Here is a 24818-nt window from a genome sequence, read left to right as displayed (position 1 = left end):
CGGCGGTCCGCCTCAGCCCTCGAGGACCGCCCGGTACACGTCCAGCGTGCGCTCCGCGATCGAGGTCCACGCGAAGTGCTCCGCGGCGCGGCGCCGCGAGGCCTCGCCCATCGCCCGGGCGCGCTCCGGGTCGGAGACCATCCGCTCGAGGGCGGCGGCGAGGTCCGCGACGAACTCCTCGGGCCGCAGCGGGGTGCCGGTGCCGTCCTCGGCCTGGTCGAGCGGGACCAGGTAGCCGGTCTCGTCGTCCACGACGACCTCGGGGATACCGCCGGTCGCGGAGGCGACGACGGGGATACCGCAGGCCATCGCCTCGAGGTTCACGATGCCGAGCGGCTCGTAGATGCTGGGGCACACGAAGGTCGTCGCATGCGTGAGGATCTGCGTGAGCTCGTGGCGCGGCAGCATCTCGCTGATGAGGTGCACGTTGCCGCGCTCCGCGGCGAGCTCCTCGACGAGGCCGGAGACCTCGGCGGCGATCTCGGGGGTGTCCGGGGCGCCGGCGCACAGCACGAGCTGGATCTCGCGGGGCAGCTCGCGCACGGCCCGCAGGAAGTAGGGCAGGCCCTTCTGCCGGGTGATCCGGCCGACGAACACGATCGTCGGCGCCGCCGGGTCGATCCCCCGCGAGGTGAGCGCCGAGGTCTCCGGGTTCGGGGACCAGGTGTCGATGTCGATGCCGTTGTGCACGACGTGCACGCGGGCCGGGTCGACCGAGGGGTAGGCCCGCAGGATGTCGGCGCGCATCCCGCCGGAGACCGCGATGATCCCGGCGGCCGCCTCGTAGGCGGTGCGCTCGGCAAAGGAGCTCAGGCGGTAGCCGCCGCCGAGCTGCTCCGCCTTCCACGGCCGCAGCGGCTCCAGGGAGTGGGCGGAGAGCACGTGCGGCATGCCGTGCAGCAACGACGCGAGGTGGCCGGCGAAGTTCGCGTACCAGGTGTGGGAGTGCACGAGGTCCGCACCCTCGCAGTCCTGCGCGATCAGCAGGTCCGTGCCCATCGTGGAGAGCGCGGCGTTGGCCCGGGCGAGCTCCGCGGGGGCGCGGTAGGAGTGGGTGCCGGGCTCGTCCCGGTCCTCCCCGAAGGCGCGCACCTGCACGTCGATCCGGGGCCGGAGCACCCGGGTCAGCTCGGCGACGTGCACACCGGCGCCGCCGTAGATCTCCGGCGGGTACTCCTTGGTCAGCAGATCCACGCGCACGGGGTCCTCCTTCTTCCGCTTCCTACGCTTCTGATTCTCGTCCGGGTGACGACCGATCGGCGTGATCGGGCCCACTCCTGCATTATCCTCGCAGCATGTCCACGAAGGTCCTCGCGATCGTCCTCGCCGGTGGCGAGGGGAAGCGCCTCATGCCCCTCACGCTCGACCGCGCCAAGCCGGCCGTTCCCTTCGGGGGGATCTACCGGCTCATCGACTTCGCGCTGTCGAACATCGTCAACTCGGGCTACCTGCGGGTGGTCGTGCTGACCCAGTACAAGTCCCACTCCCTCGACAAGCACATCGCCCAGACCTGGCGGATGAGCTCGCTGCTGGGCAACTACGTCGCGCCGGTCCCGGCGCAGCAGCGCCTGGGCAAGCACTGGTTCCGCGGCTCGGCGGACGCCATCGCCCAGTCCCTCAACCTCATCCGCGACGAGAAGCCCGACCACGTGCTCGTCGTCGGCGCGGACAACATCTACCGCATGGACTTCTCCCAGATGCTCGACGCGCACATCGCGTCCGGGAAGTCCTGCACGGTCGCCGCGATCCGGCAGCCGATCGAGCTCTCCGACCAGTTCGGCGTGATCGAGACGGACCCGTCGGACCCGACGACCATCCAGGCCTTCGTCGAGAAGCCGAAGCAGACCGAGGGGCTCGCCGACGACCCCACGCAGATCCTCGCCTCGATGGGCAACTACATCTTCGACGCGGATGCCCTCGTCGAGGCCGTCACCCGCGACGCCGAGGACGACGACTCCGCGCACGACATGGGCGGCAACATCGTCCCGGAGTTCGTGGACAAGGGCGACGCCGCCGTCTACGACTTCATCCGCAACGACGTCCCGGGCTCGACCGACCGTGACCGCGACTACTGGCGGGACGTCGGCACGCTCGACGCGTTCTACGACGCGCACATGGACCTCATCGCGGTCCATCCCGTCTTCAACCTCTACAACAACGACTGGCCCACCTTCACCGGCCATCGCAACGAGGCGCCGGCGAAGTTCGTGCACGCGGGCCCCGGCCGCGTGGGCACCGCGGTGGACTCCGTCATCTCCCCCGGCGTCGTCATCTCCGGCGCGCAGGTCTCCAACTCGGTGCTCTCGCCCGGGGTGCGCCTGAACTCGTGGTCGACCGTCTCCGACTCGGTGCTGATGGACAACGTGACGGTGGGCCGGCACTGCCAGATCCACCGCGCGATCATCGACAAGGACGTCGTAGTCCCGCCGCGCACCCAGATCGGCCTGGACCGGGAGACGGACCTCGCCCGCGGCTGGGTCGTCACCGAGTCCGGCATCACCGTGATCGGCAAGGGCACGGTCATCGAGCCGTGAGCGTCGACGCTCCCGCCCGCGGCCTGCTCGTCTCCGACGTCGACTCGACCTTCCTCACGCAGGAGGTGATCGAGCTCGTCGCGGAGCACGCCGGGGTCCGCGACCGCGTCGAGGAGATCACCACCGCCGCCATGCGCGGCGAGCTCGACTTCGCGGGCTCCCTGCGCGCCCGCGTCGCACTGCTGGCGGGGCTCGACGCCTCCGTGCTCGCCGCGGTGCGCGAGGTGCTCGTCCCGACCGACGGCGCGATCGAGCTCATGCGGCGCGCGCATGACGCGGGCTGGGTCACCGCCCTCGTCTCGGGCGGCTTCCACGAGGTCATCGACCCGCTCGCCGCGGAGGTCGGCATCGACCACGTCGTCGCGAACCGCTTCGCGGTGCAGGACGGAAAGCTGACCGGCGAGGTCTCCGGCCCGATCATCGACGGCGAGGCGAAGCGGGCGACCCTCGAGGAGCTCGCGGAGCGCCACGGCGTGGACCGGGCGCGCACGGTCGCCGTGGGCGACGGCGCGAACGACGCCGCCATGGTGCGCGCGGCGGGCACGGGCGTCGCGTTCCGTGCGAAGCCGGCGCTGCGGGAGGTCGCCGACGTCGTCCTCGACGGGCCCTCGCTGCTGGACCTCTGGCCGCACCTGGAGGGGGCGCCGGTCGCCGGACCCGCCTGACACTGACACGACCGAGACGACGAACGGGCCCGGGACCTCGCCGCGCGAGGTGCCGGGCCCGTTCGGGTGCCGCCCGCTCAGGGGCGGACGATGGTGTGCAGCGTGAGGCTCTCCTCGCCGAGCTCCGCCCAGGTGGGCAGCTCGCCGGAGAGGACGGCCGTGCCGCCGGTCGGCATGCCGATCCGGGCCTGCGCGGCGGAGGCGGGGTCGGAGTCGTCGTCCGCGAGGCCGGTGACCAGGTGGGCCATCGTCGGCTCGTGGCCCACCACGAGCACCACGGCGTGCTTCGCCTTCACGTCGCGGATCAGCTCGAGCACCTCACCGGTGCCGCCGGAGTAGATCTCCTCGTGGAAGGTGACCTTGCCGTCGAAGCCGGGCATCGACGCCTTCACACCCTCCCAGGTCTGCCGGGTGCGCTCGGCGTCGGAGACGAGGACCCGCGTGGGCCGCACGCCCTGCGACTCGAGGTACTCGCCCACGAGACGGGCCTGCGCCCATCCCTTCTCGACGAGGGTGCGCTCCTGATCGGGCTGACCGCCGCCGCTCTCCGCCTTGCCGTGGCGCATGATGAGGAGGAGGCGACTGTCGGGGTCGGAAGCTGACATGGGGGCGCGATCACACCTTGTCGTGGTCGAGGGCTGCGGGTGGGCGGGATCGCCCGGTGTCGGTCCTCAGTGTCCCATGCCGAGGCCGCCGTCGACGGGGATCACGGCACCGGAGATGTAGGCCGCGTCGTCGCTCGCGAGGAAGCTCACCACACGGGCGACCTCGACCGGGTCCGCGAAGCGCCCGGCGGGGATCGCCGCGCGGTAGGAGGCCTGGACATCCCCGGGCAGGGCAGCGGTCATCTCGGTGTCGATGTAGCCGGGGGCGACGACGTTCGCGGTGATGCCGCGGGAGCCGAGCTCGCGGGTGAGCGCGCGGGCGATGCCGATGAGGCCGGACTTCGAGGCGGCGTAGTTGACCTGGCCGGGCGAGCCGTAGAGGCCCACGACGGAGGAGATCAGGACGATGCGGCCCTTCTTCTTGCGCATCATCGACCTGATGACCCGCTTGACGGTGCGGAAGGAGCCGGTGAGGTTCGTGTCGAGCACGGACTCGAAGGAGTCGTCGCTCATGCGCAGCAGGAGCTGGTCGTCGGTGATGCCGGCGTTGGCGACGAGCACCTCGATCGGGCCGTGCGCCTCCTCCGCGGCGGCGATCGCCGCGTCGAGCGAGGCGCCGTCGGTGACGTCCGCGGCGAGGGTGAGGGCGCCCTCGGGCCCGCCCTGACCGGAGCGGCTGGTCACGGCGACCGCGTCGCCGCGCCGCAGGAACTCCTCGGCGATGGCGCGGCCGATGCCGCGGTTGCCGCCCGTGACGAGGACGCTGCGGGGGGTGGTGGGCTCGGTCATGCGTGCTCCTCGGAGGATCGGGGCGCGACCCGCTGTGACGGACGCCGCGCCGTGGTGTGGCGGTGCACTACGATACGTGGCGGAACAGTGTCGGGATCCTCGGGGGAAACTCGACGTCGACTCACCTCTGGAAGGTGCTCCTCCTCATGGCATACCGCTTCAACCCGCCGCCGAACTGGCCCGTCGAGGATGCCGATTGGACGCCTCCGCCCGGCTGGCAGCCGGATCCCTCGTGGGGCCCCGCGCCCGAGGGCTGGAACTTCTGGGTCGAGGGCGACGCCGCTCCGGCCGCTCCGGTCCCCGGCGACTCCGCGCCGTCCGATCAGGCTGCTGCCGCGTCCTCGCAGGGTGATCTCGGTGCGCAGCAGGACGCGCCCGCCGAGCAGCAGGCTCCCGCCGACGCGCCGGTCCCCTCGGACGAGCCGACGGTGCTCGGATCCGCCTCCGACGTCGCCGCGCCCGCCGATGGCGCGGTGACCTCCGATGACGCGGTGACCTCCGATGACGCGGTGACCTCCGATGACGCCGTGCCCTCCGAGGCGCCCGCCACCGGCCACAGCCACCTCGACAGCGACGCCACCCACGTCGCGAGCAGCGATCAGCGCGCCGCCCTCGGCGAGGACCGCTCGGCCGAGCTCGACGCCGACGCGACCCACGTCGCCGGCAGCGCCGAGCGCGATGCCCTCGACGGCGCCGAGGCGACCGACACGAGCTCCGAGACGGCCGAGTACACCGGGCCCGATCGTGAGGCCGGGCTCGCCGAGCGCGCTCCGTACGAGGAGGGCGCCGATGCCGCTCCCGCCGCGGAGCCCGCTGCCGATCAGGACTTCGGCGCCTCCGCTCCGATCGCCGGCGCCGCCGGTGCAGGAGCCGCCGGCGCCGCTGCCGGAGCCTCCGGTGCGCACGCTGCCGATCAGGGCGCCGCCGCTGATCAGGCTCCGGCCGCTCCGGCGTACGGTCAGCAGGATCAGGGCCAGGGCTACGGCCAGGCGTCCCCCGCCGGCTACGGCCAGGACTCGGCGGCTCCGGCCTACGGTCAGCAGGATCAGGCGCAGGGCTACGGCCAGGCGTCCCCCGCCGGCTACGGCCAGGACTCGGCGGCTCCGGCCTACGGCCAGCAGGATCAGGGCCAGGGCTACGGGCAGGGATACGGCCAGGCCTCCCCCGCCTACGGACAGTCCTCGCCCGCCCCGGGCTTCGGGACCTCCTCCGCCTCCGACGGCGCCGCCTGGACCGCCTCCACCGGCGCCGGCGAGCCCCCGAAGAAGGGCATCGTCGCGCGGTTCTGGTGGATCGGCTGCATCGCCCTGTTCCTCGTCGCCGCGCTCATCGCCGCGATCATCGCGGTCGTCGTGATCACCTCGAACAACGGCGACGACCAGGCCGGCGGTGACCCCACCACCGAGGTCGCCACCACGGACGAGGCGACCCCGACCGAGGAGGAGACCACCGACGAGGCCTCCGACGGCGGCGACGAGACCATCACGCCGTCCGTGCTGCCCACTCTCGGCGCGGACCCGCAGTCCCAGGACGTCGTGTCCTCCGATGGCAGCGGCAAGATCACCGTCACTCAGGAGTGGATCGCCCCGGACAAGCTCGAGAGCACCTACGGCGGCACCGTCACCCCGGGCGAGCAGGGGGACGAGTACCTCGTCGTCACCGCCCAGGTCGAGGTCACCGAGGGCACGCTCATGCTGGCCTCGTACAACTTCAACCTCACCACCCCCTACGGCGGTGACATCTCGCCGGCGACCGCGACCTACGAGCTCAAGGACGCGGGCCTGGACTACCAGGCGCCGGACGAGTTCACGAAGGGCGAGACGTACACGATCCGCGTGCTCTTCGACGCGAAGAAGGCCAAGGGCATCAAGCTCGTCTACGACACCTTCTCCGACCAGTACACCTGGGACGTCCCTGCGTGACCGACCGCTTCAACCCTCCGCCGAGCTGGCCGGAGCCGCCCCAGGACGGGTGGCTGCCGCCGGACGGCTTCCGGCCGGGCCCCGCATGGGGCCCGGTCCCGGCGGGGTGGCGTCTCTGGGTCGCCGGCACGGATGAGGCGACCGCCGAGGACGCCCCGCTGCAGCGCTCCGAGGACGTCCCCGCGAGCGGGGTCCGGCCCCGTCCGCGGGTGGAGACCTACCCGGTCTCCGTGCTGAACCCCGGGATGTGGTCCCAGAACCACCTCGAGGACGAGGACTACGGCTTCCCGCCCGCAGCGCCCGTGAAGCGCCGGCCCGGGCGGCGGCTCGCCGCGCACATCACCGTCACCGCCCTCGGCTTCGTGATCGCGGCGCTCGTCGCGATCGGCTTCGTGCGGCTCACCGATTTCGCGGTGGAGGACCTGCCCGGCATGCTCAGCTCCTCCGGGAACCTGGGGGACGCGAGCTCCCCCGGGGGCGAGGCATGAGCGGCCGTTCCCTCCGCTCCCGGATCATCCTCAGCCGCGACACCCTGGTGGGCCTGCTGATCGTGCTCCTCTGCGCGGCGATCTGCGTGGGGCTCGGCCTGTGGCAGTACGGCCGCTTCGAGACCAAGCGGGACACGGCCGCGGTGATCGCGGAGAACTACTCGGCCGATCCCGTCCCGCTCGCCGAGGCGCTGCCGGATCCCGCCCAGCCGCTCGCCGCGAACGAGCGCTGGCGCGTCGTGGAGATGACCGGCAGCTACTGCACCGACCCCGGATGCGTGCTGTACGTGCGCAACCGGCCCCTGAACAGCCAGGTCGGCTTCTGGCAGCTCGCCCCCTTCACCGCCGAGGACGGCACCACCCTGCTCGTGGTGCGCGGCTGGGTGCCGGCGCAGGAGACCGCCTCCCAGCCCCTGGACCCGCCCGCCGTCCCCACCGGAACGACCACGGTGACCGTCCGCATGCGCCCCGCGGAGGGGACCGTCGACCGGCAGGACCCGCCCGGGCAGGTGCAGACCGTCACGCCCGAGGCGATCGCCGCGAAGCTCCCCGCCGGCGTCGCGGACTCGCTCGTGACCGGTGCCTACGGCGAGCTGGCCGCGGAGGATCCGGAGGCGGCGAGGCCCCAGGCGCTCGAGTCCCCGGACACCTCCCTCGGCCCCCATCTCTCCTACGCCTTCCAGTGGTGGATCTTCGCGCTGTTCTTCCCGGCCGCGCTCGTGTACCGCACCCGCAAGCTGATCCAGGACGCGGAGGCGGAGCAGGCGGTCGCCGCCGACACCGCCCCGGCAAGGAGCAGGGGCGCGCACGAGGGCGAGGGCGGCGACCGTGCCGAGCCCGCCGCACCGCAGGACGGGCCCGACGGCAGCGCCGGGAGCTCGGACACCGCCGGGAAGGCCGGCTCCCCTGCTCCCCCGTCCTCACGCCGGGAGCACCGGCCGGTCACCGCGGAGCACGACCGTCGCCGGCGGGCACGCCGGCGCAGCCACGACGAGGAGGAAGAGGATGCCCTCATCGACCAGCAGCGCTGACCGCGCACGCTTCCTGCCCGGACCCAGGCCGCGGCGCATCGCGCACCGTGGCCTGGCCACGGACGGCGCCGAGAACACGATGCGGGCCTTCGCCGATGCCCTCGCCGCCGGCGCGACGATGCTCGAGACGGACACCCGCGCGACGCGGGACGGGCTCGCCCTCGCCGTCCACGACGAGGACCTCTCGCGGATCGCGGGTGACCCCCGCCGGATCGACGCGATCGACGCCGCCGCGGCCGGTGCCGTGCGCCTCGCGGGCGGCGAGCGGCTCGCCCTGCTCGAGGACGTGCTCGACACCTTCCGGGACGTGCCCGTGAACATCGACGTCAAGAGTGCGGACGCCGTCCTCCCCGCCGTCACCGCGATCGCGCGCACCCGCAGCGCGGACCGTGTGTGCATCGCCGGGTTCGACGGTCTCGTCGCCCGCAGCGCGGCCAACGGCGTGCGCCGGGCGACCAACCGGCTCCCGAAGCGCAGCCCGTCCCGCGGGGTGATCGCCGCCTTCCTCGCGGCGCGGGCCGTCGAGGCGCCGGACGCCGTGATCCGACGGATCCTGCGGCCCTACGGCGCGCTCCAGGTCCCCGAGCGCGTCGACGGGATCCCGGTCGTCACCGCGGCGAACGTGGCGGCCGCCCACCGCGCGGGGTGCGAGGTGCACGTGTGGACGATCGACGACCCTGCGACCATGGCGGATCTTCTCTCGAAGGGCGTGGATGGTATCATCACCAATCGCGTCGATCTGCTGTCAGCACTGCTCGAGACCGGCCGCGGTCGTCACTGACCGAGGCCTTTCCCGTCGGGCCCCGGCACCTCTGAGGTGTCCGGCGGCGATCCCGCACCATCCGTCCCATCCGTCTCATCCGTTCGAGGATCCCTCCCCTCGACGTCCCCGGCGCGCCACGCGCCTCCCGATCGTCCGTGACCGGGAATGACCTCGCCCTCCGGGGCGTTGACCCCGGGGCAGAACTCCGGGCGTGCCGCCGCCCGCACCGAAAAACCGGCAGGAAGCGAGAACCGCATGAGCAGCCGAAGCCTGCGAGGCACCCGCCTCGGATCCCTCTCCATGGAGACCGACGAGGGCGTGCTCGCCGCCCCGCGCCAGGAGACCGTCTACGACTGCCCGAACGGGCACACGATCGTGCTGCCCTTCTCCGTCGAGGCCGACGTCCCGGCCGTGTGGGAGTGCCGCTGCGGCGCGACCGCCGTGCGCCGTGACCACGAGAAGCCCGACGAGAAGCCGGGCAAGCCCCAGCGCACCCACTGGGACATGCTGCTGGAGCGCCGCAGCGAGGAGGAGCTGCAGGTCCTGCTGGACCAGCGGCTCGCTCTGCTCCGCGCCGGCAAGCTGCACCAGCGCCGCAACCTCTGATCCCGACTGGATCAGCACGAGGCCCCCGCACCGGGAACGGTGCGGGGGCCTCCTCGCGTACGGGGTCCGTCCTTCCTGCGCCGGTCACCGGGCGCAGGAAGGGCTCAGGGCGTCACTGCTGGATCGTGGGCGGGGTGCGCTCCTCACCCTGCGGGGGCGTGCGGGCGTCGATGACGATCTCGCCGTCCACGACCCCGCCGCCACTGCGCCGGTAGAGCACGCGGCGCGCGGAGGGCGACCCGCCGGAGAGCCCCATCGCCCGCACGGTGCGCTTCTGCACCGGCGTCACGAGGAGCACGAGCCCGATCACGTCGGTGATGAGACCCGGGAAGAAGAAGAGCAGCGCCGCGATGACGGTGAACGCGGGCCGCGAGAGATGGTCCTTCACGTCCCCGCTCCCCCGCAGCGCCCGCACGAGCGAGCGGAGGCGCACGAAGGACTGCTGGCCGGCGGCGACGAGCAGGGCGACGCCCACGACCCAGCCGATCACGACGATCAGCACGGACCACCACAGGCTCGTCTGCACACCGATGAGGACGAGGATCGCGATCTCCAGCACGCCGAGCACGACGATGCCCACGGGGATCAGCGAGGCGAGGCGTCCCCTGCGCTCGCCCGGGGCGCCCTGACCTCCGGCTCGCGGAGCGGCGCCGGAGCGCGGGGTCGGATGGGGGGTGGAGCTCATGGCGGGTCCTTCCCGGGAGTCCTCGTGACCCCCGCCAGCCTAGCGGAGCAGCCCGAGGAGCTGCTGGGTGCGGTGCGAGAGTCCCCAGAGCGTCACCTTCACGAGCGCCTCGCGCACGATGCCGGAGCTCATCTTGCTCACGCCCTCGGCGCGCTCGTCGAAGTCGATGGGCACCTCGGCGATCGCGGCGCCGGCCGCCCGGGCCCGGCGCGTCATGTCCACCTGGAAGCAATAGCCCTGGGAGGCGACGTCCCCCCGGACGAGCGTCGTCAGGAGCTCCGCGCGGTAGGCCCGGAACCCCGCCGTCGCGTCGGCGACGCCCAGGCCCAGCACGGCGCGCACGTACAGGTTCGCGCCGCGGGAGAGCAGCAGCCGTCGCAGCGGCCAGTCGTGGACGCTCCCGCCGGGCACCCAGCGGGAGCCGATCGCGAGGTCCGCCCCGCGGCGCACGGCCTCGAGCAGCCCCGGCAGCTGCTCCGGGCGGTGGGAGGCGTCGGCGTCCATCTCGCAGAGCACCTCGTAGCCCTCACCGAGACCCCAGGCGAAGCCCGCGAGATAGGCCGGGCCGAGACCCTCCTTGCCGGCACGGTGCAGCACGTGCACGTGCGGGTCCTGCGCGGCGTGCTCCTCCGCCCAGGCGCCGGTGCCGTCGGGCGAGTTGTCGTCGACCACGAGGACGTGCGCGGCGGGCACCGCGGACCGGAGGCGGGCGAGGGTCCCCGGGAGCGCCGCCCGCTCGTCGTAGGTGGGGACGACGACGAGGGCCGGCGGGGCCGGGGCGTTCGAGGCGGTCACGTCAGCTCCTGGTGCGGGGTCGTTCGCGGTCGCGGCGGCGAGGGGTGGGCAGGGCGCTGCGGCGCGTGCCGAGCGCACCGAGCAGTCCGATCAGCCCGATCGCGGAGATGCCGATGCCGATCCAGGGACCGGCGGCGACGGCGGGCGTGATGCCGGTGCGCAGGGGCACCTCGGCGAGCAGCGCGCCCTGCTCCCAATGGCCCACGGAGGAGAGCCGGCGGCCCTCGGGGCTGAAGATCGCCGACTCCCCCACCGTGGCCACGTGGACCACGCTGCGGCCGGAGACGACGGCCATCACCTTCGCCTGGGCGAGCTGCTGGATCGACTCGTCGGAGTCGCCGAAGAGCGCGGTGTTGGACTGCACGACGATCACCTCGGCGCCGTCACGCACCGTGTCCTGGACGAGGTTGTCGTAGGCGATCTCGAAGCAGATGAGCACGCCGACCTTCGCGGAGTCCTCGTCACCGGTGATGCTCGCGAGGTCCATGACGCCGACTTCCTGGCCAGGCAGCATGTCGTAGCCGACCAGGTCCACCTTGTCGGTGAGGGTGCGGAAGAAGGACCGTGCGGGGATGTACTCGCCGAAGGGCACGGGATGGCGCTTGGCGTAGGTGTAGGGCACGTCGCCGTCCGCGGAGTCCGCCGTGTACAGCAGGGAGTTGTTCAGCCGCTCGTGGTCGCCGACGAGGGTCTGGGTGCCCACGAGGAGCGGGGCGCCGGCGTCCGCGGAGGCCTGGGCGAGCTGCGCGGAGCGCACCGGGTCCTGCCGGGGGTCGTACTCGGTGGAGTCCTCGGGCCAGACCACGAGCTCGAGCTGCTCACCCTTCTCCTCGGTCGTGGTGATCGTGTCCCGCGTGACCTGGAGGTGGTTCTCGTAGACGCCGTCGGGCATGGTGAGCGTCGCGGGGTCGATCGGGTCCATGTTCCCCTGGATCCCGGCGATCGTCATGCTCGAGCGGCCCTCCGGCGCGCGGTTCTGGGGCAGCGGCACCACGACGGTGACGAGCACGAGGCCGACGGCCAGCGACAGCGGCCAGACCCCGGCGACCCCGCGGAGCCCGCGCCGCGTGCGGCCCGTGAGGGCGAGCACGCCGTGCAGGAGGAGCATCCCGAGGATCCCGACGACGAGGGCGAGCCCGGCGGTCCCGATCCAGGGTCCGAGGTTCAGCAGGGGCGACTCGGAGAGGGCGTAGGCGCTCGTCCCCCACGGCAGGCCGCCCCACGGGGCGTGGCTGCGCAGCAGCTCGACGCCCGTCCACAGTGCGGCGACGACGAGGCAGCTCGAGGCCCGCAGTCCCCGGCGCACGATGACCGTGCGGGCGAGGAGCCCGAAGAGCACCGCGGAGAGCGACTCGAAGATCCCGAGCGCGATCCACGGCATCGCCCCCGCATAGGTGTTCGCCCAGACGGTCAGCGGGACGAAGAAGGCGAGTCCCCAGAGCAGGGACACGAGCACAGCCAGCACCGCCGAGCGCACCATCACGCCGGCGACGAGCAGGGCGACGGAGACGGGCAGCAGCGGCCAGAGACCGTACGGCGGGAAGGCGACGAGGCAGGCGACGCCGCCCGCGACGCCGCACAGCAGCGCGATCGGCCACGGGGTCGGGACGAGCTCGGCGGCATGCTCCGCGTCGCGTCGGCGCGCCGGGGACCGCGCGCCGCTCCGGGTGGCCGTCATGCGCCGCTCTGCGGCAGGGCGTCGTGGACGATCGCACCGCCGATCACGGTGCGCAGCGCCCGGGGCGCGCCCTGTTCGAGGTCGGGCAGCAGCGGGGTCCGCGAGCGGGGGTCCGTGGACCAGGTCTCGATGAGGTCCCCGTGGCCCCGCACGGTGAGGTCCCACGGCTCCCAGACCACGAAGGTGGCCTCGATGCCGGTGCGCAGGGAGCCGGGATGGCGACGTCCCGCGACCCGCTGCCCGCCCCGGCTCGCGGCGAGGAAGGCGGCGCGGTCGCTGATGCGCTGGGAGGGCTCGCCCTGCTGGGCGGCGGCCCGGACCCAGCTCCACGGGTCCGCGGCGCCCTCCTCCCCCGCGGAGGCGAGGGCGAGCGGGGTGCCGTCGGCGACGAGGTCGAGGTACGGGGCGCTCTCGGTGACCGGCGCGACGACGCGGACCCCCTCGCGCGTGCCCGTCGGTCCGGGGAGCCGCAGCACGATGCCGGCGGCGGCCGCCGCGGCGTCGCCGGCAGGATCCGGCGCGGAGCCGTCGGCGGTCGCGGCGGCGTCGACGAAGCCGGGGGTGATCAGGCATCCGGTGACGTCCACGCGCCGGGCGTCCGGGTGCAGGACGGCCGCGGAGTCCTCCGTGCCGACCCAGGCGATGAGGCCGTCCGCGACGAGCATCGCGGTCGCCTCGGGCTCGTCCGTGCTGTACAGGACCATGCCCGTGTACAGGGTGGGGAGGCGGTCGTCGTGGGGCGCGGGAGCGTCGGTGCTCGAGGAGGGCGCTGAGGGTGCGGTGGGCATGGGCTGTAGGCTCTCCTGCCCGCCTGGGAGAACGCTCATCGATCGATCTCCTGGGCGACGAGTCCCCGGCGCACGGCGAGGATCGCGGAGCGCGCCACGGCGCCGAGCTGCTCGTCGACGGTGAGCTGGTCGAGCAGGTCGATCACCTGGCGGCAGTGCCGCACGAAGTCGCCCGCCGGCATGCCGGTGCCCTCGAGGGCCCCGGCGAGGTGCACGCCGCGCGCCCAGCGGTGCACGGTCGCGGCGACGGCCGGGTCCGGCGGCGGCGTCGCGTCGATGCCGTGGCGCGTCTGCGCGGCCTGCAGCTGCTGCGCCGTCCGCGCCGTGGCCTCGAGCGCGGCGTCCACGGCGGCGTCGATGATGATCTCCGGGGCACCGCCGTCGTCCCGCCGTGACTCGTGCACCGCCGCGGAGACCACGGCCGCGAGACCGGCGGCGTCCAGCCCGGTCCAGGCGCCGTGCTCGATGCACTCGGCGATCATGAGGTCGCGGTCGGAGAAGATCCGGCGCAGGCGCAGCCCGCGCTCCGTGGGGACGAGCTGTCCGTGCTGCCCCTCGAGGTAGCCGAGCTCCTCGAGCAGCGCCGTGAGGCGGTCGAGCTCGCGGGCGAGGGAGCTCGTGCGGCCCTCGATGCGGCGGTGCACGGAGGCGAGCTCCTTGCGGGTGCTCTCGTAGCGGTGCACCCAGCGCAGGTGCGCCTCGAGATCCGGGCACTGCGCGCACGGGTGCTCGGCGAGCTCCGCCTTCAGCGCGAGCAGCGTCGTATCCGTCGCGGCGGTCGACGGCACCCGGCCGGCCCGCCGGCGCACGTCCGCCCGGGCGTCGTCGTGGCCGGCGAGGTGCTGGCGCAGCGCGGCGGCGGTGTCCCGCCGCACCTTCGCCGCGGAGAGGGTCTCCGCCCGCGGCAGCTTCATCGCGTCGATGACGGCCGGGGAGGAGGGGAGGTCCGACGGGCGGATCGTGCGACGGCGGCCCTCGGTGTCGAGCAGCTGCACCTGGGGCCCGCCGAGCACGGCGGTGTCCACGTCGAGCACGACCGCGTAGCCGCGCCGCTTCCCGCCGGGCAGCGCGAGGATCTCGCCGCGGCGCAGGCCCTTCAGGATGCCCGCGGTCCGGTCGCGGTCCCGCTCGGCGCGGTGGCGGGAGAGCACCTTCTCGCGGTCCGCGATGCGGTCGCGCAGCGCGGCATAGCCGAGCAGGTCGCCGCGGTCGCAGTCGAGCGCCTCGCGGTAGGAGGCGGCGGTGTCCTCGAGCTCGCGGGCGCGCCGGGCGAGACCCACGACGGAGCGGTCCGCCTGGAACTGCGCGAAGCTCGTCTCGAGGGTCTCCCGGGCGCGGGAGAGGTCGAAGCGCTCGAGCAGGTTCACGGCCATGTTCGCGGTGGGCCGGAAGGCCGAGCGCAGCGGGTAGGTGCGCCGGGAGGCGAGGGCGGCGACCCCGGCGGCGTCGAAGTGCGGCCCGGCGAGAACGACCGCATGGCCCTCGGTGTCGATGCCGCGGCGGCCCGCGCGCCCCGTCAGCTGGGTGTACTCCCCCGGGGTGAGATCCGCGTGCTCGACGCCGTTGAACTTCACGAGCTTCTCGAGCACCACGGAGCGGGCGGGCATGTTGATGCCCAGCGCGAGGGTCTCCGTCGCGAAGACCACCTTCACGAGACCGGCGGCGAAGAGCTCCTCGACGACGGTCTTCAGGAGCGGGAGGATCCCGGCGTGGTGGGCGGCGTAGCCGTCGAGGGCCGCACGACGGAAGGCATGGATGCCCAGCACCTCCTCGTCCTCGATCCCGATCGTGGAGAGTCGCTCGTCGAGCACGCGGCGGATCCGCAGCCGTTCGTCCTCGCTCGTCAGGCGAAGCCGTCCCTGGGCGCACTGCCGCACGGCGGCCTCGCAGCCGGCGCGGGAGAAGATGAAGACGATCGCGGGGAGCAGGGCGGCGTCGTCGAGCATCGAGATGACCTCGGTGCGGCGCGCGGGGCGCGGCAGACTCCCGCGATGGTCGCGAGGGTCCCTGCCCTCCCTGCTGTCCCTGTCGCGATCGCCGCCGCGGTGGTCACCGCCGCGATGCTCGCTCCCCCGGTGGCCGCCGTGACCGCCCCGGCCGGCACCGCGACCCCGGCCGCCGCCGTGCCGCTGTCCGCTGCCGCGCGGGCGATGGCGACCGCTCGTGCGGCGACGGCCCGCGTAGCCGCGTCCGCCGCCGTCGGCCGGGAGGGAGACGGAGGCGATCTGCTGGATCTGCGGGTTCACGAGCCGATCGCTGCGCGCCCCCGGACCGTGGGAGACGACCGGGGCCCCCGCGTCGTCGACGAAGAGGTCCAGGAGCTCGTCGCCGACGACGACGTGCTGCCACAGCGGCACGGGCCGCGTCTCGGAGACCACGATCCCGGTGTCGCCGCGGACCTCCTGCAGCCAGGCGCCGAACTCCTCCGCGTTGGAGACCGTCGCGGAGAGCGCCACGAGCTGCACGGCGCGGTCGAGGTGGATGATGACCTCCTCCCAGACCGGCCCGCGGAGGCGGTCGGCGAGGTAGTGCACCTCGTCCATGACAACGAAGCCGAGGCCCTCGAGCAGCGGGGAGTCCGCGTAGAGCATGTTGCGCAGCACCTCGGTGGTCATGACGACCACCTCGGCGTCCGGCCGCACGGAGGTGTCCCCCGTCAGCAGTCCCACGCGCTCCGCGCCGAGCCATTCGGCCAGCTCGCCGTGCTTCTGGTTGGAGAGCGCCTTGATGGGCGCCGTGTAGAAGACCTTGCGGCCCTGGGCGAGCGCGAGGTGCACGGCGAACTCCCCCACGACCGTCTTGCCGGCGCCCGTCGGCGCGGCGACGAGAACGGAGCGGCCGGACTCGAGCTCCCGGCAGCCCTCGAGCTGGAACGGGTCCAGCGCGAAGGGGAAGCGGCCGGTGAACCTCCCGAGCTCGGAGGCGTCGAGACGTCGCTGCGCGGCCCAGGCCGCGTACTGCTCGGACGGGGAGGTCATGCCTGCTCCTTGCGGTCGGGCCCCTCCGGTGCGGCGGCTTCGGCGGGGCGCAGGGCGCCGGGATCCACGAGCAGCCGGACGGCGCCGGGCAGCACGCGGACCGTGAGCGGGAGCTGCGCGGCGGCCTCGCCGTCGGCGAAGGCCCGCTGGGCCTCCCCCGTGCGCAGCCCGACGGTCACCTCGTGGACGGGGCGCACGGCGAAGCCGGGCACGCCCGTGTGGGTGCCGCGGAACACCCGCGGGAAGAAGCGCAGCAGCTTCGCCCGGCCGACGCCGGTGAGCGTGACGAGATCCGCCGCGCCGTCGTCCATCCGGGCGCTCGGCACGAGGTGCATGCCGCCGCCGTACCAGCCGGTCGAGCAGATCGAGAGCAGGGACGTCTCGATCTCCTCGCGGGGGCCGCCGTCCACCTCGATCCAGAAGGAACGGTCGTGCAGGGTGAGCAGCTCGCGCAGGACGGCCGCGGTGTAGCGGGTCGAGCGACCGCGGCGGTAACTGTTCGCCCGCGCGTTCACCTGGGCGTCGAAGCCGATGTTCACCGTGCCGAGCGCGACGGAGCGGTGATGGGGCACCTGGTCCCCGGCGGAGACCACCTCGAGCGCGTCGACGCTCACCGCGGGGCGCGAGAGGGCGTGGAGCAGGGCGCGCGTCGAGGCCTCCGGATCGTCCACCGGGAGGTCCAGCGCGCGGGCGATGTCGTTGCCGCTGCCCGCGGGGACGATGCCGAGGCGCACGGGGGTCCCGGCGACGATCTCCGCCCCGAGGGCGACGGTGCCGTCACCGCCCACGACGACGAGCGCGGTGAGCGAGTCGCGCACCTCGAGCGCGCGGGCCCGGGCGACGTGCATCGTGGGGCCGGAGAGGTCCACCACGGACACGCCGGCGAGCCGGAGCAGCTGGCCCACCTGGCGACCGACGCGGTGGGAGGCGCCGAAGGCGGCGGCGGGATTGGCGAGCAGGCCGACCCGGAGACGGCTCACCGGCCCTCACCGTCGTCGTCGAGGTCCGAGGGACCGTCGATGCGGCTCGCGGTCTCGTCGTCCAGCTCCTCGTCCTCGACCCGGGGGTGTCGACGGTCGTGGAGCAGCGCGATGCCGACTGCGGCGAAGAAGAGCGAGGAGATCGCGAGGGACATGCCGATGAGGGTGATGGGCTCCGGGGTGGGCACCATGACCGCGGTGAAGGCGAAGCAGACGAAGACCACCCAGCGCCAGGCGCGCAGCATGGTCTTGCCGCGGAGGACGCCGAGGAAGTTCAGCAGCACGAGCACGACCGGCATGACGAAGGCGATGCCGAAGGCGAGCATGGTCTTCACGAGCAGGGCGAGGTACTCGTCGTACTTGATGTACTGGGTGACGGTGTCGCTGACGGGTGTGAAGCTCAGCATCACGGGGACCAGCTGGTTCACGGCCCAGTAGCCGGCGACGCAGCCCAGGAAGAAGAGCGGGATCGCGCTGCCGAAGAAGCCGATCGCGTACTTGCGCTCGTTCTTGTGCAGGCCGGGCATGACGAACAGCCAGATCTGCAGCATGAGCATGGGGCTCGACAGGATGATGCCCACGTACGCGGACATCTGGAGCCGCACGTTCAGACCCGTGCCCACGCCCTGGAAGTTGAGGTCCGCCTGCATGCCCTGGGCGGCTGCCTGCGTGAAGGGACGCTGGAGCGCGTCGAAGACCCACGGATAGACGAGCCATCCCACGATCGAGAGCAGCACGATCGTGACCGCGGAGATCACGAGGCGGTTGCGCAGCTCGATGAGGTGCTCGCCGAGGGACATGCGTCCCTCGGGATCCTTGGGGCGGCGACCCTTCTTGGGGGTCCCCTGGGCCTGGGTGTCACTGGCCACGGACGTGCTTCCTCCCGGCAGTCGCGGTCCGGGCCGTCACCGGCCCGGACCCCTGACCTCGTCGGGCGACGAGGTGATCAGTCGCGGCGGTACGAGTCGTCCTCGTCGCGCGGGGCGCGGACGGGGGTCGTCTCGTCGGCGGTGTCGCGGGGGTCGTACTCGCGGCCGCGCTCGGAGGTGCGCTCCGTGCTGCGTCGCACGGGGCGGTCGTCCTCGTCGTCCTCGTCGGAGGACCTGTCGTCGCCGCGCATCTCCTCGACCTCGCTCTTGAAGATGCGCATCGACTTGCCGACGTTGCGCGCGAGGCTCGGCAGCTTGCCGGCGCCGAAGAGCAGGACGACCAGGATCAGAAGCACCACGATCGCGACCGGGCTCTTGAAGAAGCTCATGGGGGTTACCTTTCAACATCGCCGTGGTCGTCACGGCTCGGGCCATGGTCCCACATCGGACCGGGTGCAGCCCGGGAGGCTCCGGAGGGGCTCCGCCCACCGCTCGGTGGGCGGTCCCAGGGTAGTCCCTGGACCTAGGAATGGTGTGCCATGGCGGTGCGCGCCACGGTCACGATCGTGTCTCTCAGCGACGGGGGCGAGAGCACCGTCGCCGCGCCCGCGGTCTCGAGCACCGCGTCCACGAGCGGAGCGCGCAACGGGGCGTCGAGCCGGGCGTAGACCACGGCTCCTTCACCGTCCCGCAGCGCGGTGGCCTCGAAGGACTCCGCGATCCAGCGGGCCGGCGGCTCGAGCCGCAGCCAGGTCCCCTCGAGCTCGCTCATGGGGTCGCTCCCCACCACGCCCTGCAGATCCGCGGCGTCCTCGCCCGGCAGCGCCGGGTGCTGCTCCGTCCCCGGTGCGGGGAGCTCGACGATCCTGTCCAGGCGGAATCGCCGCTCCGCGCCCGCGAGCTCGCACTCGGCGAGCAGGTAGGACCGGGCTCCGTCCGTCTCGAGCCGCAGCGGGCGGATGCGCCGGACGCTCGTCCCGGGGCGGTCGGAGGCCGAGTAGCGGATCATCAGCCGGGAGGCGGGGTCGTCGTCGGCCGCCCGCAGCGCGGACTGCACCGCGGCGAGCACGGCGTCGGCGCGATGGGCGGTCCGCTCCTCGGGGCGCTCACGGGGTTCGTCGTGCGACGGCGGCTCGGTGCCCGTGCCCCCGGTCCCCGGGGCGTCCGCGTCCTCCGACGGGGCCCCGCCCCCTGTGGGCGCCGCGACGGCAGGACGGTCCAGGCCTGCCGCGGCGAGCAGCGTGGCGCGGGCGGAGGCGATCGCCTCGGCCGCCTCCCCCGCCGTGGCCTCGAGCGCGGCGAGGCCCGCGAGCAGCGCCGTGACCTCGACCGCGCTCAGGCGCAGGGCGCGACGCAGCGGCTCCGCGTTGCGCACACGCACCACCCCGTGCTCCCACTCCGCCTCGATCAGGTCCTCCCAGCCCGTGCCGAGGTCGCCGCACAGGAAGAGCACCTGCAGATCGGCGGTCACCTGCTTCTCGGTGACCCCGAGCGCCTCGGCGAGCTCGACGAGCTCCACCTCGCCGCGCTGCATGACGTAGGAGGCCACCGCGATGAGGCGGGAGACGTCGTCGTTGCTCGAGCTCGAGACCCGGATCCGGGAGGCCGTGCGCTCGGGGGCGGCCTCGAGGGGAGCGAGATCGGCCGGACCCTCGTGCGCGGCGGCGATCTGGGCGAGCACCTCGTGGATCTCCTGGCGCCACTCCGGCGGCGCGGTGACCTCTGTCCAGCGGATCTCGCCCAGCAGCAGTCGGCGCGCGGCGGCGCGGGGCAGCTCGGGCAGGGTGAGCTCGGGGGCGGCGAGATCCGCGCCCGCGCGATCGCGCAGGGCGAGCGCCTTGAAGGGCTCGGCGCGCAGCACGGCGCGGTCGCGGTCGTCGCCCGTGTGCATGCGGGAGAGGACCTCCTCGAGGTCCACCTGCTCCGGTCGCGGGCGGGCGGCCTCACCGGCCGCGCGGGGGAAGGACTCGATGCGGGAGGCGCGGAACATGCGGACGTCCTCGCGGCCGGTGTCCCAGCCGTAGACGTACCAGTGGCCGTCGTGCACGCCCACCACCCAGGGCTCGACGGTGCGCTCGGCGACGGAGCCCGTCGCGGCGCGGTAGGAGAAGCGCACGCGGGTGCCGTCGGTGACGGCCTCGAGCAGCGGGCTCAGCACGGGGAGGGACTCGACGGCGCCGCGGGGCGTGCGACGCAGCAGATCAGGATCGGCGTCGTGGCCGAGGCTCAGGAGCTTCGCCCGCACCCGCCGGGCCGCGCCGCCGGCGGCGGCCTGGTCCCAGGCCCGGCTCGCGGCGAGCAGCACGGTGTACTCCGCGGTGCTGAGGTCCAGCACGGCGTCCTCGCGCGGCGAGGCGATGCGGTAGTAGACGGTGTTGTCGTCCAGGACGTCCGACTCGGTGACGAGCGGGAGCCCGAGCTCGAGGATCGCGGCCTTGTCGCGCTCGAACATGCGCTCCGCCGCCTGGTCGCTCACCGCCTCCTTGTACTCGGGGATGACGGCGAACAGCTTCGCGCGGTCGATCCGACGGCGCGAGCCGATCGTCATGATGACGTTGAGCAGTCTTTCCACACCTCGTGCAGCCACCCGTCCAGGATAGTGGTCGCTGGAGCCCGCCCTGCGGATCTCCGTAGGATGGCGCGCATGCTGCGCTGGGAACGAGGAACCGTCGTCACGATCCTCCCCGCCTGGTCGGGAGTCGTGCGCTGCGAGGTGCAGCTCGAGGGCGGCGAGCGGGTGCCGGCGCTCGCCTACCCGGAGCTCACGGGCGCCCCCTCCCCCGGTGAGCTGGTCCTCCTGAACACCAATGCGCTGCGGCGCGGCCTCGGCACCGGCGGGCAGGCCTTCGTCGTCGCCCGTCCCGACGCCGTCGCCACGACGGGCGGGTCCGCTGCCCAGCCGGATCCGGCCGGGCACATGGTGAAGGCCCGCTACACCCCGATGCAGACGGTGCTCGACGCGATCGACGACCCCGCGAGCCCTCACCATGCGCAGCTCCAGGACGTCGAGGACCTCGGTGGCATGCCCGTGGTCGTCACGGACCTCCACTCCGCGCTGCCCGCCGTGGTCGCCGGCATCCGGGAGACGGACCCGGACGCCCGGATCGTGCACGTGCACACCGATGCCGCGGCCCTGCCCGCGGCGTTCTCCCGCACCGCCGCCGAGCTCCGGGAGCGGGAGCTCGTGCAGGGGGTCATCAGCTCCGGGCAGGCCTTCGGCGGCGAGCACGAGGCGGTGACCGTCCACTCGGCTCTGCTGGGCGCGCGGCACGTGCTGGACGCCGACGTCGTGATCGCGGTCCAGGGGCCGGGCACGCTCGGCTCGGGCACGCCGTGGGGGTTCTCGGGCCTCCAGCTGGTGGAGTCCCTGCATGCCGCCCATGTGCTGGGCGGCACGGTCGTCGCCGCGCTGCGGGTCTCCGAGGGGGACGCGCGCGACCGCCACCACGGGCTGTCCCATCACGCGTCGACGACCCTCGGCCGCGCGGCCCTCGCCCCGGCGCTGCTGCCGCTGCTCTCCCCCGCGGATCCCGAGTACAGCGCATTCCATGCGTCGGTCGCGGAACAGGTGGATTCCATGATCATCGACCGGGCGCGGATGCGCGGGGTCGAGCACCGGAGCGTCGAGGTGCCCGGGGACGGGCTGCGGGCGGCGCTCGAGCGGATGCCGGTGCGGCTCTCGACGATGGGGCGGTCTCTCGACGAGGATCCCGCAGCCTTCCTCTTCGGCGCCCTCGCGGGGCGCGCCGCGGCGCAGCGGATCACCCGCGGCTGAGCGCGGCCCTGCAGTGAGCGGCGCCGCACCGTCTCCGACGGTGACGCGCCGGATCAGCCCAGGGTGCCGGGGCGGGCCTCGCCGCGCTCGCGCACGAGCGCCGCGAGCCGGTGCGCGGCGGCGACGGCGCGACGGCCGTCCGCGCGCTGCAGCGCCATGGTGTCCAGCGTGGTGCCGTCGGCGAGGTCGAGGTGGGCCCAGGGATCGCCCATCGGGAAGCTCACGCCCACCACCTCCGCCCAGTCCACGGTGCGGGTGCGCAGGTGGTTGACGACGACGAGCGTGTCCGGGCGGGCGATCAGCCGCACCCGCGCCTCGAGATGGCAGATGGCGAGCGCGACCACGCCGGCGCCCATCAGCACGGCGCGGCCGCCCGGGGTGAAGCCGGGGATGACGAGGGCCCAGAAGACGACGCCGGCGAGGGTGAGCAGCCCCGTCGCGTAGCCCGCGACCCGCACCAGGCGGGGTCGCAGGACGATCGTCGGCAGCTCCTCATCGGTCATCGTGACCGCCCGGCCTCCTCAGATGCGGCAGGACTGGATCGCCGTCGCGAGGATCGCCCGCGCGCCGACGTCGTACAGCTCGTCCATCATGCGATGGGCGCCGCTCTTGTCCACCATGACACGGACGGCGGACCACTCGCCGCCGTGCAGCGGCGAGACCGTGGGCGACTGGAATCCCGGCGAGACCGCGACGGCCCGCTCGAGCTGCGCGGTGGGGATGTCGTAGTCGAGCATGACGTAGCGGTGCGCGACGAGCACGCCTCGGATGCGCCGCTCGAGCACCTCGAGGGAGCGCGCGGCGGCGTCCTCGAGCTCGAGCTCCGGGCGGGAGAAGAGCACCGCCTGGCTCGTCATGATCGGGTCGCCGAAGGGCTCCAGGCCCGCCTGGCGCAGGGTCGTGCCGGTCTCGACGACGTCCGCGATCACGTCGGCGACGCCGAGCCGGATCGAGGACTCGACGGCCCCGTCGAGGTGGACGACCTCGGCGTGCACGCCGTGCTCGGCGAGGTGGTCCTCGACGAGGTTCTCGTAGCTCGTGGCGATCCGCAGGCCCTCGAGCTCGGCGACCTGCGAGCGGGTGCCGCTCGGCGCGGCGAAGCGGAAGGTCGAGCGGGCGAAGCCCAGGTCGAGGATCTCGCGGGCCGGGGTGCGGGAGTCCAGGAGCATGTCCTGGCCGGTGATGCCCACGTCCACGGTCCCCGAGCCCACGTACACGGCGATGTCGCGGGGGCGCAAGTAGAAGAACTCGACGTCGTTCTCGTGGTCGACGACGACGAGCTCCTTGGCGGTGCCGCGACGGCGGTACCCCGCCTCCTGCAGGAGGTCGGCGGCGGGCTCGGACAGGGCGCCCTTGTTGGGCACGGCGATGCGCAGCATGGAAGCTCCTCCGCCGCCGGGAGCGGCGGCGTGCTGGGTCGGGGGACGGAGGGGGGACGGTCCGGGCGGGGCCCGCAGCAGCTGCGGGCCCAACGCTCAGAGCTTGCGGTAGACGTCCTCGAGGGTGAGGCCCTTCGCGACCATCATGACCTGGACGTGGTACAGCAGCTGGCTGATCTCCAGGGCGGCGTCGTCGTCGGTCTCGTGCTCGCAGGCCATCCAGACCTCCGCCGCCTCCTCCACGATCTTCTTGCCGATCTGATGGACGCCGCCGTCCAGCTCGCGGACGGTGCCGGAGCCCTCCGGTCGGGTCCGGGCCTTCTCGATGAGCTCGGCGTACAGCGCCTCGAAATCCTTCACGGGTCCAGGGTACCGATCCCCGGCGCCCGCCCGCGCCCGCGCCCGCCCACCGGGCGCGGGCGGGGCGCGGGACGCGGCGCCGGGACGACCGGCAGGGGGTCAGCTGCTGCGGCGTCGGCCGTGGCCGCCTCGGCCCACGGTGGGGTCCAGGTGCGCGGTCTCGACCGTCACTCCCCCGCCCTCGGCATCCTGGCGACGGCGCACGCGCCACCACACGAAGAACCCGGTCAGCGTGAAGGCGCCGTAGAAGACGTACATGAGGGCGCTCGCCCAGTAGCCCGCGCTGATCAGCAGCGGCACGCCGACGATGTCGACGGCCACCCAGATCAGCCAGAACTCGACCCAGCCCTTGGCCATGCCGAAGGTCGCGAGCAGGGAGCCCATGAAGATCCAGGCATCCGCCCACACCGGCTCGTAGGAGCCGAGGGCGCGGAACAGCGGGGTGAGCGCGGCCGTGCCGCCGACGAGGGCGACGAGCAGCAGCGCGCGGGTGCCCCAGGAGGCCCAGGTGGGCTCGACGGCGGTGCCGCCGGAGCCCTTCGCCTGCTTCCAGCGGACCCAGCCGTAGACGCTCGTGACGATGAACATGACCTGGCGACCCGCCTGGCCCAGCAGGTCCACGGCCTGCGGATCGCCGAAGAGGGTGCCCATGAACACCGTGAGCAGGAGCAGGTTGCCGAGGATGCCGATCGGCCAGGCCCAGACCTTGCGGCGCATGCCGCCGAGGGCGCTGAGGAGTCCGAAGACGTTGCCGAGCACCTCGCGCCAGAGCAGGAACTGTCCGTTCCCGAAATCGAGGCGGGCGGTGAAGAGCCACTGCAGAAGATCCATGTCGGTGCCTTTCTCCCGTCGGATGCAGTGACTCCGGGGGACAAAGCTGTGCCGACACGGGAGGACGGATGCGCGGAGGCGCCCGACCGCGTGCGGACGTGCGCCTCTCTTCCAGGCTGTACTGTCGGTGCCGGAATCCCACCGGCTCCACCGCCGAAGCGGGTCGCGGACTGTCACCGCCGGCTCGGACTTCCACCGACCCCGGAGCACGTCACGTTGCGTGACAGGGGAACTCTAGACCAGCCCGACAGGGACGACGACGCCCGTCCGCCGAGGGCGGACGGGCGACGGACGAGT

The 24818-nt window shown here is 73.4% G+C and carries 24 protein-coding genes and 1 riboswitch; of the genes, 8 read left to right on the top strand and 16 right to left on the bottom strand.

Translation table 11 applies throughout. The annotated features are described in order from the left end of the window. Positions 1–12: 12 nt before the first annotated feature. A complete protein-coding gene (gene glgA, locus C1N80_RS10975) occupies positions 13–1200 on the bottom strand; it encodes a glycogen synthase (protein WP_137770797.1) in 1188 nt (395 codons plus the stop codon). A 95-nt stretch (positions 1201–1295) separates the two neighbouring features. On the opposite strand from glgA, the gene glgC reads away from it, so the two are divergent. Next, positions 1296–2534 carry a glucose-1-phosphate adenylyltransferase gene (gene glgC, locus C1N80_RS10970; protein ID WP_137770796.1) on the top strand — a complete coding sequence of 413 codons (1239 nt, stop codon included), beginning with the start codon at positions 1296–1298 and terminating at the stop codon, positions 2532–2534. Continuing rightward, complete coding sequence (gene serB / locus C1N80_RS10965; protein WP_137770795.1) at positions 2531–3199, top strand: phosphoserine phosphatase SerB; 669 nt, start codon at positions 2531–2533, stop codon at positions 3197–3199. Before glgC ends, serB begins: the two co-directional genes overlap by 4 nt. A 77-nt stretch (positions 3200–3276) precedes the next feature. On the opposite strand, the gene C1N80_RS10960 is transcribed toward serB, so the two are convergent. Further along, positions 3277–3804 (bottom strand): histidine phosphatase family protein, encoded by a 528-nt coding sequence (locus tag C1N80_RS10960; protein WP_137770794.1) that lies wholly within the window; start codon positions 3802–3804, stop codon positions 3277–3279. Positions 3805–3870: 66 nt separating this feature from the next. Further along, the gene (fabG, locus tag C1N80_RS10955) at positions 3871–4593 is read right to left on the bottom strand and encodes a 3-oxoacyl-ACP reductase FabG (protein ID WP_137770793.1); all 723 of its coding nucleotides are present in this window, start codon (positions 4591–4593) and stop codon (positions 3871–3873) included. 146 nt (positions 4594–4739) lie between these two features. Between fabG and C1N80_RS15660 the strand changes: the two genes are divergently transcribed. The 5 genes from C1N80_RS15660 (at position 4740) to C1N80_RS10930 (ending at position 9403) form a co-directional block, all read left to right on the top strand. Then, the gene (locus tag C1N80_RS15660) at positions 4740–6515 is read left to right on the top strand and encodes a hypothetical protein (RefSeq protein ID WP_205750643.1); all 1776 of its coding nucleotides are present in this window, start codon (positions 4740–4742) and stop codon (positions 6513–6515) included. Continuing rightward, complete coding sequence (locus C1N80_RS10945; RefSeq protein WP_137770792.1) at positions 6512–7003, top strand: hypothetical protein; 492 nt, start codon at positions 6512–6514, stop codon at positions 7001–7003. Before C1N80_RS15660 ends, C1N80_RS10945 begins: the two co-directional genes overlap by 4 nt. Then, positions 7000–8034 (top strand): SURF1 family protein, encoded by a 1035-nt coding sequence (locus C1N80_RS10940; protein ID WP_137770791.1) that lies wholly within the window; start codon positions 7000–7002, stop codon positions 8032–8034. The genes C1N80_RS10945 and C1N80_RS10940 overlap by 4 nt, the downstream gene beginning before the upstream one ends. Then, positions 8009–8815, top strand: coding sequence for a glycerophosphodiester phosphodiesterase family protein (locus C1N80_RS10935; protein WP_137770790.1), 807 nt, complete (start codon positions 8009–8011; stop codon positions 8813–8815). Before C1N80_RS10940 ends, C1N80_RS10935 begins: the two co-directional genes overlap by 26 nt. A gap of 237 nt (positions 8816–9052) precedes the next feature. Continuing rightward, on the top strand, positions 9053–9403 hold the full coding sequence (locus C1N80_RS10930) for an RNA polymerase-binding protein RbpA (RefSeq protein ID WP_137770789.1): 351 nt from the start codon (positions 9053–9055) through the stop codon (positions 9401–9403). A 112-nt stretch (positions 9404–9515) separates the two neighbouring features. Here C1N80_RS10930 and C1N80_RS10925 read toward each other — a convergent pair whose 3' ends face one another. The 9 genes from C1N80_RS10925 to C1N80_RS10885 all read right to left on the bottom strand — a co-directional run bounded on the left by C1N80_RS10925 (position 9516) and on the right by C1N80_RS10885 (position 20724). Continuing rightward, a complete protein-coding gene (locus C1N80_RS10925; protein ID WP_137770788.1) occupies positions 9516–10088 on the bottom strand; it encodes an FxsA family protein in 573 nt (190 codons plus the stop codon). A 39-nt stretch (positions 10089–10127) separates the two neighbouring features. Next, positions 10128–10883 carry a polyprenol monophosphomannose synthase gene (locus C1N80_RS10920; protein ID WP_137770787.1) on the bottom strand — a complete coding sequence of 252 codons (756 nt, stop codon included), beginning with the start codon at positions 10881–10883 and terminating at the stop codon, positions 10128–10130. A gap of 1 nt (position 10884) precedes the next feature. After that, positions 10885–12561, bottom strand: coding sequence for an apolipoprotein N-acyltransferase (lnt, locus tag C1N80_RS10915; RefSeq protein ID WP_137770786.1), 1677 nt, complete (start codon positions 12559–12561; stop codon positions 10885–10887). Continuing rightward, positions 12558–13349, bottom strand: coding sequence for a hypothetical protein (locus C1N80_RS10910; protein ID WP_240811102.1), 792 nt, complete (start codon positions 13347–13349; stop codon positions 12558–12560). Before C1N80_RS10910 ends, lnt begins: the two co-directional genes overlap by 4 nt. A gap of 35 nt (positions 13350–13384) precedes the next feature. Further along, a complete protein-coding gene (locus C1N80_RS10905; protein ID WP_137770785.1) occupies positions 13385–16327 on the bottom strand; it encodes an RNA helicase in 2943 nt (980 codons plus the stop codon). Beyond that, entirely contained in the window at positions 16324–17307 is a 984-nt protein-coding gene (locus tag C1N80_RS10900) for a diacylglycerol kinase family protein (RefSeq protein ID WP_137770784.1), read from the bottom strand. Before C1N80_RS10900 ends, C1N80_RS10905 begins: the two co-directional genes overlap by 4 nt. Continuing rightward, positions 17304–18176, bottom strand: a complete 873-nt coding sequence (gene tatC / locus C1N80_RS10895; protein WP_240811101.1) for a twin-arginine translocase subunit TatC — start codon at positions 18174–18176, stop codon at positions 17304–17306. The genes C1N80_RS10900 and tatC overlap by 4 nt, the downstream gene beginning before the upstream one ends. 77 nt (positions 18177–18253) lie before the next feature. Continuing rightward, complete coding sequence (gene tatA, locus C1N80_RS10890) at positions 18254–18565, bottom strand: Sec-independent protein translocase subunit TatA (RefSeq protein ID WP_137770783.1); 312 nt, start codon at positions 18563–18565, stop codon at positions 18254–18256. 134 nt (positions 18566–18699) lie between these two features. Beyond that, positions 18700–20724, bottom strand: a complete 2025-nt coding sequence (locus tag C1N80_RS10885; protein WP_240811100.1) for a WYL domain-containing protein — start codon at positions 20722–20724, stop codon at positions 18700–18702. Between the two features lie 96 nt (positions 20725–20820). Between C1N80_RS10885 and C1N80_RS10880 the strand changes: the two genes are divergently transcribed. Continuing rightward, the gene (locus C1N80_RS10880; RefSeq protein WP_137770781.1) at positions 20821–21951 is read left to right on the top strand and encodes a DUF3866 family protein; all 1131 of its coding nucleotides are present in this window, start codon (positions 20821–20823) and stop codon (positions 21949–21951) included. Between the two features lie 53 nt (positions 21952–22004). Here the strand turns inward: C1N80_RS10880 and C1N80_RS10875 are convergent, their stop codons facing one another. From C1N80_RS10875 to pnuC, 4 genes are all read right to left on the bottom strand, one after another. Next, a complete protein-coding gene (locus C1N80_RS10875; RefSeq protein WP_168198088.1) occupies positions 22005–22454 on the bottom strand; it encodes a PH domain-containing protein in 450 nt (149 codons plus the stop codon). An 18-nt stretch (positions 22455–22472) separates the two neighbouring features. Beyond that, a complete protein-coding gene (gene hisG, locus C1N80_RS10870) occupies positions 22473–23330 on the bottom strand; it encodes an ATP phosphoribosyltransferase (protein ID WP_137770780.1) in 858 nt (285 codons plus the stop codon). Between the two features lie 96 nt (positions 23331–23426). After that, positions 23427–23690: a phosphoribosyl-ATP diphosphatase gene (locus tag C1N80_RS10865; protein ID WP_137770779.1), complete on the bottom strand. Its 264-nt coding sequence runs from the start codon at positions 23688–23690 to the stop codon at positions 23427–23429. Positions 23691–23789: 99 nt separating this feature from the next. Next, positions 23790–24521, bottom strand: coding sequence for a nicotinamide riboside transporter PnuC (pnuC, locus tag C1N80_RS10860; protein ID WP_137770778.1), 732 nt, complete (start codon positions 24519–24521; stop codon positions 23790–23792). Between the two features lie 95 nt (positions 24522–24616). Beyond that, a riboswitch (FMN riboswitch) is annotated at positions 24617–24734 on the bottom strand. Positions 24735–24818: the final 84 nt, after the last annotated feature.

The organism is Brachybacterium sp. SGAir0954 (assembly GCF_005490785.1).
GTDB lineage: Bacteria > Actinomycetota > Actinomycetes > Actinomycetales > Dermabacteraceae > Brachybacterium > Brachybacterium rhamnosum.
Note: the sequence above shows the minus strand (reverse complement) of the source record. Positions and strands in the feature narration are given on the sequence as shown.